Source organism: Streptomyces sp. NPDC005774, from assembly GCF_042871645.1.
Lineage (GTDB): Bacteria > Actinomycetota > Actinomycetes > Streptomycetales > Streptomycetaceae > Streptomyces > Streptomyces pratens.
The window spans coordinates 20,599-37,508 of record NZ_JBIAIV010000044.1 but is presented as its reverse complement, the minus strand read 5'-3'; the positions used below and the strand labels follow the sequence as shown (position 1 = coordinate 37,508).

Below are 16,910 nucleotides of genomic sequence, written 5' to 3'. Positions count from 1 at the left end.
TGCCGTGGCCGGTTCCGGACGCGGTACGCGCTACCGGCCCGGCACACGCCACCGGTTCGGGGTGTGCCGGTTCGAGGTGTGCCGGGCCGGGGTGCGCCGGTTCGGGGGTTACCGGTTCGGGGGTGTGCCGTCGATGGGGCGGCCCAGTACGCCGGGGCGCCGCTGCCAGGGCAGCGGGCCGGTGGGCGGGCGGTAGGCGACGCCGAGGGCGTCGAGTCGCCGGTAGTGGGCGGCCATCCGGCGCTCGAAGTCTGCGAAGTCCCGTTCCGCGGGGGTGGGCAGCGTGCTCCAGGCGACCTCGGCGAGGGCGGCGAGCCGGGGAAAGACCTGGTAGTCCACCCTCGCCTGGTTCTCCGTCACCTCGGACCAGGCGTTGGCCTGGGTGCCGAGCACCCGCCCGGCCTCCTCGGGCGTCAGCTCCGCCGGCACGGGTTCGAACCGGTAGACGTCCTCCAGGGTGCGCACGTACCCGATCGGTACCGGCTCCTCGGGGCCCGCGTCCTGGCGGTGGTCCAGGTACACGTGCTGCTCGGGGCACATGACCACGTCGTGCCCCGCGCGGGCGGCGGCGACCCCGCCGGCGTAGCCGCGCCAGGAGGACACGGCGGCGCCCGGGGCGAGGCCGCCCTGGAGGATCTCGTCCCAGCCGATCAGCCGGCGGCCCCGTTCGGCGAGCCAGCCGGCGAAGTGCCCGATGAACCAGGACTGGAGGGCGTCCTCGTCGGCCAGTCCGAGATCGGCGATCCGTTTCTGCGCGATGTCCGACGCACGCCACTGGTTCTTCGGGCATTCGTCGCCGCCGATGTGGACGAACGACGAATACCCCGGGGCGCCCGTGGCGTCGGCGGGAAACAGTTCCAGGACTTCCTCGAGCACTCCTTCGTAGAAGCGCAGGGTGGTGTCGGTGGGGGCGAGTACGTTCGGATTGATCCCCCAGGTGTCCCAGACGGTCAGCGAGGAGGTGTCGACGACGTCGGTGTTGCCGAGTTCCGGATACGCGGCGATGGCGGCCTGCGAGTGGCCGGGCACGTCGATTTCGGGGACGACGGCGATATGCCGTTCGGCCGCGTAGGCGACGATCTCCCGGATGTCGTCCTGGGTGTAGTGGCCGCCGTGCGGTGTGTCGTTCCACAGGGGTGAGGCGCGGTGGCCGAGTTTCGTCCGGGCGCGCCAGGATCCGACCTCCGTCAGCCGCGGGTACCGCTCGATCTCGATGCGCCAGCCCTGGTCGTCCGTCAGGTGGAAGTGCAGGACATTGAGTTTGTGCGCGGCCATCAGATCGAGATAGCGCAGTACGCCTTCCTTGGGCGTGAAGTGCCGGGCGACGTCGAGCATGAGGCCGCGCCAGCGGAAGCGGGGTGCGTCCTCGATCGTGACGTGCGGCACGGCCCGGACCCGGTCGCGGCCGAGCGGAGCCCTGCGGTACGCGTCGGGGCCCAGGAGCTGCCGCAGCGTCTGGGCTCCCCGGAAGACACCGGCCGCGCTGCCGCCCTCGATGAGGACGCCGGTCCAGTCGCTGACGAGGCGGTACTCCTCGGGACCGAGCCCGGGGTCGAGCCGGAGCCCGATGCCGTCGCCGTCGGTGTCGTCGAGCTCCCGTCCCTCGTGCAGCGGCAGGCCGGTGGCCTGCCGGAGGACGGTGCGCAGCCAGTGGCCGACGCCCTCCGTCGCGGGGCCGGCGTAGAGCCGGGAGTACTCCGTCAGCCGTACCTCTCCGGGACCGGCGACGACGCTGCGGGGCGCGGGAATCAGTTCCGTCGGTGATGTCATGTCAGTCCTTCACCGCGCCGCCCAGTCCGGAGACCAGGCGCCGCTGTACGAGTACGAAGAAGACCAGCACCGGAATCGTCATCACCGTGGACGCCGCCATCACGCCGCCCCAGTCGGGATCGTCCGGCTTGTAGAAGACCAGCAGGGCCATCGGTAGTGTCGACTGCGAGATGTCGCTGATGATGAAGGACTTGGCGAACAGGAAGTCGTTCCAGGTGGAGATGAAGGAAAAAACGCTGGTGGCCACCAGCCCCGGCAGAACGAGCGGGAAAAGGATCTGCCACAGGAACCGCGCGCGGCTCGCGCCGTCGATGTAGGCGGCCTCCTCCAGCGCGTCGGGAACGGCTTTCACGAACCCCCGCAGCATCCAGATCGCGAACGGCAGCGAGAACGCGATGTGCGGCAGGATCAGCGACCACAGCGTGTTCAACTGCCCCGCGTCCCGCATGAGGAAGAACAGCGGGATCGTCAGCGCCTCCACGGGCACCATCTGGGCCACCAGAAACATGATCAGCAGGGTGGTCCGCATACGGAACCGGAATCGCGTCACGGCGGTCGCCGCGAGAAAGGCGATGAGCGCGGAGGCAAGCACCACGGCGACCGCGACGACCACGCTGTTGAGGAAGTACCGGCCGAATTCCTCCTGCCCGAACACCCGTCGGAAGGAATCCAGGGTGGGGGTCAGGGTCCACGGCCGCGGCCGGTCCGACTCGATATCGCCGGCCGGTTTGAAGGCGCTCAGCACCATCCAGTACAGCGGGAAGGCCACCACCACCGCGACCGCCAGCGCGGTCGCCTCGGCGGCCAGCCGCCACGGACGCCGTACGAACCCGCGCACAGGATTCACCCGGCGCACCGCGTCCCGGCTCACGACGGTCACAGTTCCTCCCCCTGGCGGCGCAGCATCCGCAGGTACACCAGCGTGACGGCGAGCAGGATCAGCAGCATCACCACGCCGATCGCGGCGCCCAGGCTGTACTGCGAGGACGCGAACGCCTTCTGGTACGCGTAGACGTTGAGGACCAGGTTCTGGCCGGCGATGCCGCCCCCGCCCGTCATGACGTAGATCTGGGTGAAGACCTTGAAGTCCCAGATCACCGACTGGATGGTGACGACGACCAGGATCGGCCGGAGCATCGGGGCGAGCACCGAGCGCCAGACGCGCCACTGCGAGGCGCCGTCCAGGGAGGCGGCCTCCAGCACCTCGGCGGGCACGGCCCGGATGCCGGCGTAGACGGTGACCATCACGAACGGGAAGGAGCACCAGACGACTTCGAGCAGGACGAGGAAGAAGGCGCTGTACCTCCCGTACGTCCATGAATGGTCGCCGAGTCCCAGGATCCGGTTCACCGGGCCGAAGTCGGCGTCGAAGAGGAGCAGCCACACCGTGGAGCCGGTGACGGCCGGGGTCGCCCAGGCGCCGAGCGCGGCCAGCATCAGCGCGAGCCGGGGCACGGCGCGCACCCGGGTGAGCAGCACGGCGAGCGCGCAGCCCACGGCCAGGGTGGAGACCACACAGGCCGCCGCGAACAGGACGGTGGTGAGCAGCACCTGCCAGAACTGCTCGTCGGCGAAGAGTTCGCTGTAGTTGCCCAGGCCCTGGAAGGTGGTCGGTTCACCGCCGCTGACCTGCGCCTGGGTGTAGTGGAAGAGCGAGATCAGGCCGAGTTGGTGGACGGGGTAGGCGAGCAGCCCGCCGAGGACGACGAGGGCGGGGGCGAGGTAGAACCAGGGGGTGAGGCCGGCCCCGCGGCCCCGGCCCCGTGGGCCCTGCGGTCCCCGCGGCCTGGGGGGTGGGGTGGCCGTGCGGAGCGCGGGACGCTTGCGCACGGCCACCGTGTCCGGTGCGGCCACCGGGTCAGCCCACCGAGCCGAATGCCTCGTTCATCTTCTTCGCGGCGTTCCCGGACGCGGACGCCACGTCCTTCTTGCCGCTGACGACCTCCTGGAACATGGTCGGCAGTACCAGCGAGGCGTCGATCTGCGCCCAGGCGGGCGAGGCCGGCACGAACTTGGTGTCGGCGGCGAGGGTCTCGACGAACGGCTTCAGGAACGGTTCCTTGGCGGCCACCTGCTGCCGCACGTCCGAGAAGGTCGGCAGGAAGCCCATCGCGTCGAACAGTTCGCCCTGCGCCTTCTTCGAGGCGAGCCGCCGCATCAGGTCGACGGCGAGGGTGCGGTGCGAGGTCGACTTCAGGACTCCGAGGTTGTTCCCGCCCGCGAAGGCGGGGGCGATGGACCCGGACTTCACGCCCGGCAGCGGCACGACGGCGTACTTGCCCTTCACGGCCCCGGCCTCGATCGCCGCATGGCTGAAGTCGCCGCCGATCGCCATGGCGGCCTTGCCCGAGGCGAAGGCGGTCACCGTGTCGTTGCCGCCCATGCCGGCGCACTTGGCGGCCGGGCAGTTGTCGTCGCCGAAGAGGGAGGCGTACGCCTCGATGCCCTTGCGGGCGGCGGGCGTGTCGATCGCGGAGGCGTACGAGCCGCCCTTGCCGGTGGCGAGTTCACCGCCGTGGGCCCAGATGAACGGCATCGCGCCGTAGGTGTAGGCGCCGCCGACGGCGATGCCGTACAGGTCCGGCTTCGCGGCGCGGATCTCCTGCGCGGTGGAGATCAGTTCGGTCTGGGAGGTGGGGGGTTCGAGCCCGAGTTCGTCGAAGACGTCCGTGCGGTAGTAGAGGGCGCGGACGCCCACGAAGTACGGCGTCCCGTAGACCTTGCCGTCGACGGTGACCGACTGCCGGGCGGTCGGGTCGGTTTCCTTGGCCTCGTCCCAGTCGCCGAACTCCTCGGTGACGTCGGCGAGTCCGCCGTCCTTCACATAGCCGGCGGTGTCGGTGTTGCCGTACTCGACGAGGTCGGGCGCGGACTTCGGGTCGTTGAAGGCGGCCTTGATGCGCTCGGCGCGGGTCTCGACCGGGATGTACTCGACGGTGACCTCGGTGCCGTCGTGCGCCTTCTCGAATCCGGCGACGACGGACTCGACGACCTTTTCCTTGGGTGCGTTGTTGACCTCCTGGAAGAGCCAGACCCGTAAGGTCCCGGTCTTCTCGTCCTTGTCGGAGGAGGAGTCCCCCGAAGTCTGGGGCGCGCAGGCGGCGGTGGCGAGGACGGCCGCGAGGGCCACCAGGCGGACGGACAACTTCATGGACTGCATCCTCCGATGAGGTGTTGCAACATGCGCAACGCTGATTTCGCTGTGCACAACCACACCGGAGGCTAGGGACTAGGTGAACGAGCCCACAAGAGGTCTCCACCACTCTGTGACCGGCTGACGCACTCCGCGCAACGCGCGGGCATCACAAAGGCCCCCAGGTCGCGCAAAACGCGCCCGGGGGCCGGAGTCCCCCGGCCTCGGAGCCGAGGACGGAGACGGGAACAGGGACGGGAACGGCCTCGAGGGCGAGGCGGGCGCGGCTACTTGGCGCCCTTGCCGCCCTTGCCGCCCTTGCCGCTCTTGTCCTTGTCGTCGTCGCCGCCGCTCATGGACTCGTAGATCTCCTTGCACATGGGGCAGACGGGGTACTTCTTCGGGTCCCGGCCCGGCACCCACACCTTGCCGCACAGCGCCACGACGGGTGTGCCGTCGAGAGCGCTCGCCATGATCTTGTCCTTCTGGACGTAGTGGGCGTAGCGCTCGTGGTCACCGTCGCCGTGGGAGGTCTGCGGCGTCGGCTCTACAAGGGTCCCCGTACCAGTCCCGCGCTCGGGCTCAAGAGTGCTCATGGATTAAAGGGTACTGAAGCTCACACGCATCAGTTGAGCGAAGGGTCGTCCGGATAGGTGGCCACCATCGCCAGCTCGCCGCGCTGGCGGCGCAGCACCTCACGCCAGAGCCGCTCCGGCACCGGGTACGCGATGTCGCCGGGCTCCGACTCCACGACGTACCAGGCGCCCTCCAGCAGCTCGTCCTCCAGCTGGCCGGGGCCCCACCCCGCGTAGCCGGCGAAGATCCGCAGCGAGCCGAGAGCGGCCGCGAGCAGCTCCGGCGGCGCCTCCAGGTCGACCAGCCCGATCGCCCCGTACACCCGGCGCCAGCCCAGCGGGGCGGCCTCGCCCCCCGTCCCGCCGGGGACGACGGCGACGCCGAGGGCCGAGTCCAGCGACACCGGGCCGCCCTGGAAGACGACCCCGGGTTCACCGGCCAGGCCCGCCCAGCCCTCCAGGATGTCCCCCACGCCCACCGGGGTCGGGCGGTTGAGCACAACACCGAGGGAGCCCTCCTCGTCGTGGTCGAGGAGAAGCACGACCGCACGGTCGAAGTTCGGGTCCGCCAGGGCGGGCGTGGCCACGAGCAGCCGCCCTGTGAGCGAGGACACCTCGGTCATGCCAGACATGATTCCGCATCTTCCCTTTCCGTGGGGAGGCAATCGGGGTACGGGGGCGAACACGGCCGGCCGGCACGCGAGCGGCCTGGCGGGGGCGCCGGTCGGGGGCGGCCGGAGTGGGGCCGCGGGCGCCCGGCGGGCGTACGGAAGCACCTGCGGCGCACGGTGACGACGGTCACCCGGAGTGGCCGGAGGGAAACCGCTCGTGTCCCGGTGGCCACGGGAACGGGCCGGGCCGTACACGGGCTGGTGGAACGGGCATGGGGGGCGACTACCCTTGCCCTTCTGGCCCCTGCCCCCTCCACGGAACGCGAGATCCATGACCGTCAACGGCGCTGAAGACGTACTGCTTGTCCACGGCGGAACCCCGCTGGAGGGGGAGATACGTGTCCGCGGTGCGAAGAACCTCGTACCTAAGGCCATGGTCGCCGCTCTGCTGGGCAGTGAGCCGAGCCGGCTGGGCAATGTTCCGGACATCCGTGACGTCCGAGTCGTACGAGGGCTGCTCCAGTTGCACGGGGTGACGGTCCGTCCGGGCGAGGAGCCCGGTGAACTGGTGCTCGACCCCACGCACGTGGAGAGCGCCAACGTCGCCGACATCGATGCCCACGCGGGTTCGTCCCGCATTCCGATCCTGTTCTGCGGCCCGCTGCTGCACCGGCTCGGGCACGCGTTCATCCCGGGACTGGGCGGCTGCGACATCGGCGGCCGGCCGATCGACTTCCACTTCGACGTGCTGCGCCAGTTCGGCGCGACGATCGAGAAGCGGGCGGACGGCCAGTACCTGGAGGCCCCGCAGCGGCTGCGCGGCACGAAGATCGAGCTGCCGTACCCGTCCGTCGGCACGACGGAACAGGTGCTGCTGACGGCGGTCCTCGCGGAGGGCGTCACCGAGCTGTCCAACGCGGCGGTGGAGCCGGAGATCGAGGACCTGATCTGCGTCCTGCAGAAAATGGGCGCGATCATCGCGATGGACACCGACCGGACCATCCGCATCACCGGTGTGGACAAACTCGGCGGCTACAACCACCGCGCCCTCCCCGACCGCCTGGAGGCCGCCTCCTGGGCGTCCGCGGCGCTGGCCACCGAGGGCAACATCTACGTCCGCGGCGCCCAGCAGCGCTCGATGATGACGTTCCTGAACACCTACCGGAAGGTGGGCGGCGCCTTCGAGATCGACGAGGAGGGCATCCGGTTCTGGCACCCGGGCGGCCGGCTCAAGTCGATCGCCCTGGAGACGGACGTCCACCCGGGCTTCCAGACCGACTGGCAGCAGCCGCTGGTGGTCGCCCTGACCCAGGCGACGGGGCTGTCGATCGTCCACGAGACGGTCTACGAGTCCCGCCTCGGCTTCACCTCGGCGCTCAACCAGATGGGTGCGCACATCCAGCTCTACCGCGAATGCCTGGGCGGCTCCCGCTGCCGCTTCGGCCAGCGCAACTTCCTCCACTCGGCCGTCGTCTCGGGCCCGACCCAGCTCCAGGGCGCCGACCTGGTCATCCCCGACCTGCGCGGCGGCTTCTCCTACCTGATCGCCGCCCTCGCCGCCCAGGGCACGTCCCGCGTCCACGGCATCGGCCTGATCAACCGCGGCTACGAGAACTTCATGGACAAGCTGGTGGAGCTGGGGGCGAAGGTCGAACTTCCCGGCAAGGCACTCGGCTGACGGACGGAACCCCACGACCCCGGCACCGGCACCACCCACCCGGCCGGGGGTCCGGGGGTCGCCCCCGGGCAGACACAGCATGGACAAGCTGGTGGAGCTGGGGGCGAAGGTCGAACTCCCCGGCAAGGCACTCGGCTGACGGACGGAACCCCACGACCCCGGCACCGGCACCACCCACCCGGCCGGTCGAGCTTCCGGGCAGGGCGCTCGACCGGCCGGAAACAGCCTTGCCAAAGGGGCGGCCACCTGATGGGTGGCCGCCCCTTTGGCGTCACTATGCGTCGTACGCCGTCCCGGGACGTACGAACAGCAGGATTTACTTGCCCTTGGCGGCTTCCTTGAGCTTCGAGCCCGCGGAGACCTTCACGCTGTAGCCGGCCGGAATCTGGATCGGCTCACCGGTCTGCGGGTTGCGCGCGGTGCGAGCGGCACGGTGGGTGCGCTCGAAGGTCAGGAAACCGGGGATGGTGACCTTCTCGTCCCCCTTGGAGACGATGTCGCCGACGATGTCGGCGAACGCGGCCAGCACGGCGTCGGCGTCCTTGCGGGTCACCTCGGCGCGGTCGGCCAGCGCGGCCACCAGCTCACTGCGGTTCATGTTGTTACTCCCGTGTTCTTCTTGCCGTTGAGGCGTGCCACGCGGCGGGGCCGCACTTGGGGCACGACCAAGCCGATGCTGCCAGGGTCCTCGGTGAGTCCCCCGGACCCGGGTACTTATTCGGGTCCGCACGCCCCTGGAGTGCTGCCCCCTGAACGTGGTCCCGGTGGAGCATCCTGCCTCTACCTGCGGCGGTAACGCCAATCCGGCACCCGCAGGAGCAGCGATACCACCTATGGAGTCACCCGTGGGAGTCACCCGGGGGGCTCCCACGGCCCGATCCACGGTGACGCTGCGTCCGCTGCCGGCAGCGGACCGCGGATACCGGGGGTCCGAGTCACGGCCGCCACCCTAAAGGGCGGCCGTGGGTCACGGGTTCCACGACGCGCCGAGCGCACACCTACCGTGGTGATGGTCACAGCCGCGGCGCCCCCGATGGGGGCTCTCGCTAGACGGCCGTGGCCGGGGTCTCCGTACTCTTCGCGGCTTCCCGTACGGCGTCGGCGACCGCGCCCGCGACCTTGTCGTTGAACACGCTCGGGATGATGTAGTTCGCGTTCAGCTCGTCCTCGGTGACCACGTCGGCCAGGGCCTGCGCGGCGGCGAGCATCATCTCGGTGTTGACGGTCCGGGACTGGGCGTCCAGCAGTCCGCGGAACACACCCGGGAACACCAGCACGTTGTTGATCTGGTTCGGGAAGTCGGAGCGGCCGGTGGCCACCACGGCCGCGGTCTGGCGGGCGACGCCCGGGTCCACCTCGGGGTCGGGGTTCGCGAGCGCGAAGACGATCGCGTCGTCGGCCATCGCGGCGATGTCGTCGCCGTCGAGGACGTTCGGGGCGGAGACACCGATGAAGACGTCCGCGCCGCGCACGGCCTCCTTCAGCGTGCCGGTCAGGTTCTCCGGGTTGGTGTGGTGGCCGATCCAGCACAGCGGGGAGTCGGCGGGGGCGTCCACCAGATCCGTGCGGCCCGCGTGCACCACACCGTGGATGTCGGCCACGACGGCGTTCTTCACTCCGGCCGCGATGAGCAGCTTGAGGATGGCCGTGCCGGCCGCGCCGGCGCCGGACATGACGACCCGGATGTCCTCGATCGCCTTGCCGGTGACCCGCAGCGCGTTGGTCAGGGCCGCGAGGACGACGATCGCGGTGCCGTGCTGGTCGTCGTGGAAGACGGGGATGTCGAGGGCCTCGCGCAGCCGGGCCTCGATCTCGAAGCAGCGCGGCGCGGAGATGTCCTCCAGGTTGATGCCGGCGAAGCCCGGGGCGATCGCCTTGACGACCTCGACGATCGCGTCGGTGTCCTGCGTGTCCAGGCAGAGCGGCCAGGCGTCGATGCCGGCGAACCGCTTGAACAGGGCCGCTTTGCCCTCCATCACGGGCAGGGCCGCCTTCGGGCCGATGTTCCCCAGGCCCAGCACGGCGGAACCGTCCGTCACGACCGCAACGGAGTTGCGTTTGATGGTGAGGCGGCGGGCGTCCTCGGGGTTCTCGGCGATGGCCATGCAGACGCGGGCCACGCCCGGCGTGTAGATCATCGAGAGGTCGTCGCGGTTGCGGATGGGGTGCTTGGACGCCATCTCGATCTTGCCGCCGAGGTGCATCAGGAACGTACGGTCCGAGACCTTGCCCAGGCTGACACCCTCGACCTCGCGGAGCTTCTCCACGATCTCCTCGGCGTGCCCGGTGGAGGTGGCCGCGATGGTGACGTCGATACGGAGCTTCTCGTGGCCGGACGCGGTGACGTCGAGGCCGGTGACCGTGCCGCCGGAGGACTCCACGGCGGTGGTGAGCTGAGAGACGGAGGCTCCGCTCGCCGGCACCTCCAGCCGGATGGTCATCGAGTAGGAGACGCTGGGCGCCGTTGCCATGGCCGACTTCCTCTGCTTTTACCGTGTAGCTGCTTTGTGCCGTCTGATCGTCGCACCTACCGCCGAGTACGTGGTAGCCGCATCCGATTGCGAACGTTTTGGTCACGGCGAAAGCGGGTAACTGCGAAAACTTCCGGAAAGACTGTTCCACCATACGAGAAGTCGGGGGCCGTTCGTAAGTCAACGCGAGAGGCCCACGCCACCCGGAAGTGACATGGGCCTCTCGGTCGTTCAGTGACACCGACCCGCCATGCTCGCCTCGCGGCAAGTGGTCGCTCGTAGCGACGAAGGTTGGGCCCGGGGGCTTGGATCGGGCCGGTGTCACTTGCCAGGTTAACAAACGGATGGCGTAGAACCATTCCCGCGAGCGGGCCATTTACCGACGGACGCCGATCGGCGCCGGCCGACCGGCGGTCAACCGTCGGATCAGTCCCGCAGCAGGTCCGGGGCGCCGGACGCGTCCGGTTCGTCGCGTTCGGTCGAGACGACGGTGAGCTGCTGGGTGGCACGGGTCAGGGCGACGTACAGGACCCGCAGGCCGGCCGGGGACTCGTCGGCGATCTCGGCCGGGGAGACCACGATCGTCGCGTCGTACTCCAGGCCCTTGGCCTCCAGGCTGCCGAGGGCCACCGCCCGGTCTCCGAGCCCGTCCAGCCAGCGCCGCGCCTCCTCGCGGCGCTGCATGGCGACCACCACACCGACCGTGCCGTCCACCCGCTCCAGCAGCCGGGCCGTCTCCGCGCGCACGGTCTCGGCGAGCGACGACCCCGCACCGACGCCGTTCCCCTGCACCTGCACCTGACCCGGCACCTGACCTTGCCCCTGCCCCCTGCCCGTGGTCACGAAGCGCGGTTCGACGCCGGTGGAGCGCACCGCCCTCGGCGACACGGAGCCGGGCATGGCGAGCGCGAGCACCTTGGCGGCGAGTTCGGCGATCTCGGCCGGGTTGCGGTAGTTCACGGTGAGCTCGAAGCGGCGGCGGGGCCTGCTGCCGAGGGCCTCGTCGCGGGCCTGTGCGGCCTCGTCGGGGTCGGACCAGGACGACTGGGCGGGGTCGCCGACGACCGTCCAGGTGGCGTGCCGGCCGCGCCGGCCGACCATGCGCCACTGCATGGGGGTGAGGTCCTGGGCCTCGTCGACGATGACGTGGGCGTACTCGGTGCGTTCCTGGGCGAGGCGTTCGGCCCGCTCGCGCTGTGACTCCTCGCGCACCGGCATCAGTTCCTCAAGACCGGTGAGCTGGTCCAGCGGATCCAGCTCCCGCCTGCGCCGGGGGCGGGCGGGGGCGCCGAGGACGGCCTGGAGTTCGTCGAGCAGCGCGATGTCGTGCACCGACCGGCCGCCGCGCCGCAGCGAGCGGGCGACCTTGCGGATCTCGCCCGTGTTGAGGATGTGCCGGGCCCAGCGGCCGAGGCGCCGTTCGTCGGCCATGGCGTCCAGCACGGCGGCCGGGGTCAGCTCGGGCCACCAGGCCTCGAAGAAGGCGAGGAAGTCGTCCTCGGTGGTGATGTCGTCGTCGAAGGAGGAGCGCAGTTCGGCGGCCAGCTCCGGGTCGGTGTGCCGGCCGCCCGCGCCGGAGCGCTTCCACAGGGCGTCCAGGAGCAGCCTGCGGGCGCGGGGGCGCAGCAGGTTCACCGGGGCGGTGCCGCCGAGGGCGGCGTGGCGGACGGCCGACAGCTCGTCGGCGTCCAGTTCGATCCGCCGGCCGAAGGCGACGACGCGCAGCCGGGTCGGCGTACCGGCGCTCTCCAGGGCGCCGCGCGCGGCCTTCCGGATCACCCTGAGCATGCGGGACGAGCCCTTGGCACGGGCCACCGCCGGGCTGTCGTACAGAGTGGCCTCGGCGCCGTCGACCAGGGAGCCGATGGCGCGGATGGCCACCTGCCCCTCCTCGCCGAGGGAGGGCAGGACGCCCTCGGTGTAGGCGACCAGGAGCGGGGTGGGCGAGACGATCAGGATGCCGCCCGCGTACCGGCGCCGGTCCTGGTAGAGCAGGTAGGCCGCGCGGTGCAGGGCGACGGCGGTCTTGCCTGTGCCGGGGCCGCCCTCGACATAGGTCACGGAGGCGGCGGGGGCGCGGATCACCAGGTCCTGCTCGGCCTGGATGGAGGCGACGATGTCCCGCATGCTGTGCGTCCGGGCCTGGCCGAGCGCGGCCATCAGCGCGCCGTCGCCGATGACGGGCAGTTCGCGGCCGTCCAGGGAGGCCGTCAGCTCGGGGCGCATGAGGTCGTCCTCGACGCCGAGGACCCTGCGGCCCTTGGAGCGGATGACCCGCCGGCGCACCACCCGGCCCGGGTCGACCGGGGTGGACCGGTAGAACGGGGCGGCGGCGGGTGCCCGCCAGTCGATGACCAGCGGGGTGTAGCTCTCGTCGAGGACGCCGATCCGGCCGATGTGCAGCGTCTCGGCGATGTCCGCGGTGTGGTCGGGGCGGACGGCGCCCTCGGCGGGCTCGACGGCGGTGTAGGCACCGTCGGGCCCCTTCTTGCCGTCCTCGCCGAGGAGCAGATCGATCCGGCCGAAGAGGAAGTCCTCGAACTCGTTGTTCAGCCGGTTGAGGTGGACGCCGGCCCGGAAGACCTGGGCGTCCCGTTCGGCGAGTGCGCCGGGCGTGCCGACCTGGCCGCGCCGGGCGGCGTCGTGCATGAGGAACTCGGCCTCGTGGATTTTTTCCTCGAGCCGCCGGTACACCCGGTCGAGGTGTTCCTGTTCGCCGCTGATCTCCCGGTCGCGAACGGAATCGTGAACCGGATCGACCGCGGTTTCCTGCTGAGCCTGAGCGGCCACCGGGCCCCCTTCTTGACGTGCTGGGCAGCCGTCAACCGTACGCGAAGGGGGCCCGTCCTGCTACGCGTCGATTTCGACGAGCTTCTCGCCGTCGAACGTCACGACCTCGTAGCTGTCGATCTCGTCGGGATCGAACGAGACGCCGCCCTGGACGTGGAGCGGCTGCTTGGCCTTGTCCGTCGTGGCGTCCGGCAGGCCGTAGCCCCACTCCGGGACGGTCCAGGAGGTCGCGGTCTCCCGCTCGCCGTTCTTGCCGACGACGATCAGGGCGCACTTCTCACGGCCCTTGATGTTGGAGATCTGCGCGGCGAGGCCGGTGCCCCAGTCCTTCTCCTGGGATGCCACGGTCACGGAGACCTTGCTGTCCGGGTCGGTGGCCGTGAGCTTGTCGGGGATCTGGTCGAAGACGTCCTTCGCGGGGTCGGCGGACAGGGTGCGGTTGGTGCCGCCGCCCCCGCTGCCGCTGTCACCCCCGCCGTTCGCCGCGACGGCGACGAAGGGGCCGCTGACGATCAGGGCGCCCGCGGCGGCGACCATGTAGAAGTTGCGGCGGCGCTTCTTGGCGCGGCGCTCGGCGACCTCGTCGACCAGCTTCTCCACCACGCGCGGCGCCGGCTTGGCCGACAGCGACTCGCCGAGCGACGGTGTGCCGGTGCCGGGCAGGTCCGCGAGGGCGGCCAGCATCGGTTCCATACCGGCGAGTTCGTCGAGCTGCTGGGCGCACCACTCGCAGCCGGCGAGGTGCCCCTCGAACGCGGTCGCCTCGGCATCGTCGAGAATGCCGAGAGCGTAGGCACCGACGGTCTCGTGCTCGTTCGGCGCCGGTGATTCCTGCATGGCACCAGACATACCCGTACCGCCCGCTCCGAATCCCCCGTACACGCTCATCACGCCGTCACCCCCCGCTCCTCCAGCGCCAGCTTCATCGAACGCAGGGCGTAGAACACCCTGGAGCGCACCGTGCCGCTGGGTATTCCGAGGGTCTCGGCCGCCTCGTTCACGGTACGTCCCTTGAAGTACGTCTCGACGAGAACCTCCCGGTGGGCAGGGGTCAGGTCGTCGAGTGCGTCCGACAGCGTCATCAGCCACAGCGCCTTGTCGATCTCGTCCTCCGCGGGGATGACCTCCAGCGGCGACGGATCGACCTCCTGCGGCCGGGCCTGCCGGCTGCGGTGGCCGTCGATGACGATGCGCCGGGCGACCGTCACCAGCCAGGGGCGTACCGATCCGGTCGCCCGATTGAGCTGACCGGCGTTCTTCCAGGCACGGATGAGCGTCTCCTGCACCACGTCCTCGGCTCGCTGCCGGTCGCCCGCGACCAGCCGGAGGACGTAGGCGAGCAAAGGCCCGGCGTGCTCTCGATACAGCGCACGCATCAACTCCTCGTCGGGTTCGTTCGACGAAGACGATGAGGACGCAGACATGCGATGTCGGGCCCTCGCTCCACGTTCATTGGCCACGGCCGCATCCTTGCGCACGCCCACCTCCGGTGTCCCGGGGATCCCCCCGTCGGTCGCTCGACATCGGGTACGGACGCGGTGCGTGGGGTGTTCAACGTGAGGTGACAGTTTCCCGGAAGACGGGGCGGAGACCAGGACATGAGAGCACATTCCCCCCGCCTCTCCTTCACATTCCCCCCACATGCCGATGACAGGCCGGGTTGCCCGCGCCATCGGGAAGTCAAACCGGGCGTGAGCGAAGTCACTTCACGATTTGAGGAGCGGGAAGCATCACGAAATGGCAGAAGAGGGTGCGCAAGCCGCATACGGGGCAGCGGAGTTCGGGGTGTCCGTGAAGTGAGGCCGGGTCAGGCGCGGGTGAGGGCGGCGGCCCTGCGGCGGTGGCGTGCCACACGCTCGCGGTTTCCGCAGACCTCGCTGGAGCACCAGCGCCTGCGGCGGCCCCGCGAGGTGTCCAGGTAGACGATCGGGCAGTTGTCGCCCTCGCACTGCCGCAGGCACGCGCGCGCGTGCGGGTCGGTGAGCAGGTCCACGGCGTCCCGGGCGATCGCCGCGAGCAGCGCGGCGCAGCCGGGCGGCGTCTCCAGCCGCCGCACCAGCGCCCCGTCGTCCCCGGGGACCGCGCGCGGCGTGGGGGGCGCGGCGCGGGCGATCTCGTTGACGCGGGTGAGCGCGAGGTCGTACGCGGCGTTGCCGGGCGCCGGCCGGACGTGCACCAGACGGGCGAGGTGGCCGCGCAGTTCCCGGAAGGCGACCGGCCAGGCGCCGTCGGCGTGGGCCAGCGGGGTGCCGGCCGGGACGAGTCCGGAGCCGGTGATCCAGGCGCTCAGCACGTCGACGGAGCCGAGCCGTTCCTCGGGATGCGTGGTCGCGAGGAGATCCAGACAGATCCGCCCGGTGTCGAACCGCAGCTCGTGGGGCGCCGTGACCGTACCCAGTGCCATGTGCCTGTCACCGCCTAGGGTTCACTCCGGTCGCGTGGGGGCCGGGGCGATGCGAGTGAGGAATCCGTTCCGGGAATCCGCTCTCCCTACAGTGCCTGCCCGCTCCCCCGGCCGGAACCCCTCGGCCGTAACCCCTCACCCGGGGCCCCGGGCCTGGACGTCCCGGCCCGGCGCCGGTCGTGTTCAGGCGCCCTCGTCCCCGTCCCCGTACTTCGCGTCCGCCTGCGGGTCCAGGGCCAGGCGGTAGCCGCGCTTGACGACCGTCTGGATCAGCCCGGTCGCGCCGAGGGCGGCACGCAGGCGGGCCATCGCGGTCTCCACCGCGTGTTCGTCGCGGCCGGTGCCCGGCAGCGCGCGCAGCAGCTCCGCGCGGGCGACGACCCAGCCGGGACGGCGGGCCAGCGCCCGCAGCAGCGACATGCCCGCGGGCGGTACGGGGCGCAGCTCGCCGTCCACCACGACGGCGTGCCCGCGGATCTCCACCCGGTGCCCGGCGACCGGCAGCGAGCGGGCCCGGCCGGGCAGTTCCCGGCAGAGCAGCTGGACGAGGGGCCCGAGCCGGAAGCGCTCCGGCTGGACGGTGTCGATGCCCCGGGCCTGCAACGGCAGCGCGGTGACCGGGCCGACGCAGGCGGGCAGGACGTCGTGTCCGAGGGCGGCGAGGACGTCGTCGAGCAGGCCGCGCTCACCGGCCCGGGACAGCAGGGACACGGCGGCGGGCGCGCTGGTGAAGGTGACCGCGTCCAGGGCCCGGGCGACGACGGCGTCCAGCAGCCGGTCGACGGGGGCGATGTCCTCCGGCGGCATCCACCGGTAGACGGGCACCTCCACCACGTCCGCTCCCGCGGCCCGCAACGACTCCACGAACCCGGACAGCGGTTCGCCGTGCAGCTGGAGGGCGATCCGCAGTCCGCCGACGCCCTCCTCCAGCAGCCGCTCGAGGACCTCGGCCATCGACTCCGACGCCGGCGACCACTCCTCCGCCAGCCCGGCGGCCCGGACCGCGCCCTTGACCTTCGGGCCGCGGGCCAGGATCCGCACCCCGCGCAGCCGCGCCAGCAGATCGTCGCCGAGCCCCCAGCCGTCGGCGGCCTCGACCCAGCCGCGGAAGCCGATCGCCGTCGTGGCGACCGCGATGTCCGGGGCCTGCCCGATGATCTCCTTGGTGGCGGCCAGCAGCTCGCTGTCGTCGGCGAGCTGCACGATCCGCAGCGCGGGTGCGTGCAGGACGGCGGCGCCGCGCCGCTGGAGCAGTGTGCCCAGTTCGTCGGCCCGGCGCGCGGCGGTCACGCCCACGGTGAAGCCCGCGAGCGGCCCGTGCTCCGGTGCCTGCCCGGGGTTCCTCTCTGTCGGTCCGTCCGGCTGACCCGGCTGACCCGGCTGACCCGGCTGACCCGGCTGGTCCAGCTGGTCCGGCTGGTCCGGGTTCTGCTGTGCGTCGTACATGGTTCTCGTCCCGCTCTCGTCCCGCACTCGAG

General features: G+C 71.1%; 14 protein-coding genes. 1 reads left to right on the top strand and 13 read right to left on the bottom strand.

The window, feature by feature from the left end:
* Window positions 1-108: 108 nt before the first annotated feature.
* From ACFYQA_RS30155 to ACFYQA_RS30130, 6 genes are all read right to left on the bottom strand, one after another.
* Window positions 109-1,770 (bottom strand): beta-N-acetylhexosaminidase, encoded by a 1,662-nt coding sequence (locus tag ACFYQA_RS30155; RefSeq protein ID WP_388924440.1) that lies wholly within the window; start codon window positions 1,768-1,770, stop codon window positions 109-111.
* A 1-nt stretch (window position 1,771) separates the two neighbouring features.
* Entirely contained in the window at window positions 1,772-2,617 is an 846-nt protein-coding gene (locus tag ACFYQA_RS30150; protein ID WP_388924516.1) for a carbohydrate ABC transporter permease, read from the bottom strand.
* 29 nt (window positions 2,618-2,646) lie between these two features.
* Window positions 2,647-3,624 carry a carbohydrate ABC transporter permease gene (locus tag ACFYQA_RS30145; protein WP_388924438.1) on the bottom strand — a complete coding sequence of 326 codons (978 nt, stop codon included), beginning with the start codon at window positions 3,622-3,624 and terminating at the stop codon, window positions 2,647-2,649.
* A 4-nt stretch (window positions 3,625-3,628) separates the two neighbouring features.
* Window positions 3,629-4,921, bottom strand: coding sequence for an extracellular solute-binding protein (locus tag ACFYQA_RS30140; RefSeq protein ID WP_388924435.1), 1,293 nt, complete (start codon window positions 4,919-4,921; stop codon window positions 3,629-3,631).
* A 269-nt stretch (window positions 4,922-5,190) separates the two neighbouring features.
* Window positions 5,191-5,499: a DUF3039 domain-containing protein gene (locus ACFYQA_RS30135; RefSeq protein ID WP_388924432.1), complete on the bottom strand. Its 309-nt coding sequence runs from the start codon at window positions 5,497-5,499 to the stop codon at window positions 5,191-5,193.
* 29 nt (window positions 5,500-5,528) lie between these two features.
* Complete coding sequence (locus tag ACFYQA_RS30130; protein ID WP_388924513.1) at window positions 5,529-6,101, bottom strand: YqgE/AlgH family protein; 573 nt, start codon at window positions 6,099-6,101, stop codon at window positions 5,529-5,531.
* A 319-nt stretch (window positions 6,102-6,420) separates the two neighbouring features.
* On the opposite strand from ACFYQA_RS30130, the gene murA reads away from it, so the two are divergent.
* Window positions 6,421-7,767, top strand: a complete 1,347-nt coding sequence (gene murA / locus ACFYQA_RS30125; protein ID WP_388924429.1) for a UDP-N-acetylglucosamine 1-carboxyvinyltransferase — start codon at window positions 6,421-6,423, stop codon at window positions 7,765-7,767.
* A gap of 316 nt (window positions 7,768-8,083) precedes the next feature.
* Here murA and ACFYQA_RS30120 read toward each other — a convergent pair whose 3' ends face one another.
* The 7 genes from ACFYQA_RS30120 to ACFYQA_RS30090 form a co-directional block, all read right to left on the bottom strand.
* A complete protein-coding gene (locus tag ACFYQA_RS30120) occupies window positions 8,084-8,365 on the bottom strand; it encodes an HU family DNA-binding protein (protein ID WP_042173245.1) in 282 nt (93 codons plus the stop codon).
* A 448-nt stretch (window positions 8,366-8,813) separates the two neighbouring features.
* Entirely contained in the window at window positions 8,814-10,238 is a 1,425-nt protein-coding gene (locus tag ACFYQA_RS30115; protein ID WP_388924426.1) for an NAD-dependent malic enzyme, read from the bottom strand.
* 426 nt (window positions 10,239-10,664) lie between these two features.
* Window positions 10,665-13,028 carry a HelD family protein gene (locus ACFYQA_RS30110; RefSeq protein WP_388924423.1) on the bottom strand — a complete coding sequence of 788 codons (2,364 nt, stop codon included), beginning with the start codon at window positions 13,026-13,028 and terminating at the stop codon, window positions 10,665-10,667.
* Between the two features lie 60 nt (window positions 13,029-13,088).
* On the bottom strand, window positions 13,089-13,865 hold the full coding sequence (locus ACFYQA_RS30105; protein ID WP_388924420.1) for an anti-sigma factor family protein: 777 nt from the start codon (window positions 13,863-13,865) through the stop codon (window positions 13,089-13,091).
* Window positions 13,866-13,915: 50 nt separating this feature from the next.
* Window positions 13,916-14,512 (bottom strand): sigma-70 family RNA polymerase sigma factor, encoded by a 597-nt coding sequence (locus tag ACFYQA_RS30100; RefSeq protein WP_388924417.1) that lies wholly within the window; start codon window positions 14,510-14,512, stop codon window positions 13,916-13,918.
* 323 nt (window positions 14,513-14,835) lie between these two features.
* Window positions 14,836-15,432, bottom strand: coding sequence for a CGNR zinc finger domain-containing protein (locus ACFYQA_RS30095; RefSeq protein WP_388924414.1), 597 nt, complete (start codon window positions 15,430-15,432; stop codon window positions 14,836-14,838).
* 183 nt (window positions 15,433-15,615) lie between these two features.
* A complete protein-coding gene (locus tag ACFYQA_RS30090) occupies window positions 15,616-16,878 on the bottom strand; it encodes a uroporphyrinogen-III synthase (RefSeq protein WP_388924411.1) in 1,263 nt (420 codons plus the stop codon).
* Window positions 16,879-16,910: the final 32 nt, after the last annotated feature.

Coding starts and splice junctions, on each gene's coding strand:
- ACFYQA_RS30155 (WP_388924440.1), bottom strand. CDS start 1,770: ATGACATCACCGACGGAACTGATTCCCGCGCCCCGCAGCGTCGTCGCC.
- ACFYQA_RS30140 (WP_388924435.1), bottom strand. CDS start 4,921: ATGAAGTTGTCCGTCCGCCTGGTGGCCCTCGCGGCCGTCCTCGCCACC.
- ACFYQA_RS30135 (WP_388924432.1), bottom strand. CDS start 5,499: ATGAGCACTCTTGAGCCCGAGCGCGGGACTGGTACGGGGACCCTTGTA.
- ACFYQA_RS30130 (WP_388924513.1), bottom strand. CDS start 6,101: ATGACCGAGGTGTCCTCGCTCACAGGGCGGCTGCTCGTGGCCACGCCC.
- murA (WP_388924429.1), top strand. CDS start 6,421: ATGACCGTCAACGGCGCTGAAGACGTACTGCTTGTCCACGGCGGAACC.
- ACFYQA_RS30120 (WP_042173245.1), bottom strand. CDS start 8,365: ATGAACCGCAGTGAGCTGGTGGCCGCGCTGGCCGACCGCGCCGAGGTG.
- ACFYQA_RS30115 (WP_388924426.1), bottom strand. CDS start 10,238: ATGGCAACGGCGCCCAGCGTCTCCTACTCGATGACCATCCGGCTGGAG.
- ACFYQA_RS30105 (WP_388924420.1), bottom strand. CDS start 13,865: ATGCAGGAATCACCGGCGCCGAACGAGCACGAGACCGTCGGTGCCTAC.
- ACFYQA_RS30095 (WP_388924414.1), bottom strand. CDS start 15,432: ATGGCACTGGGTACGGTCACGGCGCCCCACGAGCTGCGGTTCGACACC.
- ACFYQA_RS30090 (WP_388924411.1), bottom strand. CDS start 16,878: ATGTACGACGCACAGCAGAACCCGGACCAGCCGGACCAGCTGGACCAG.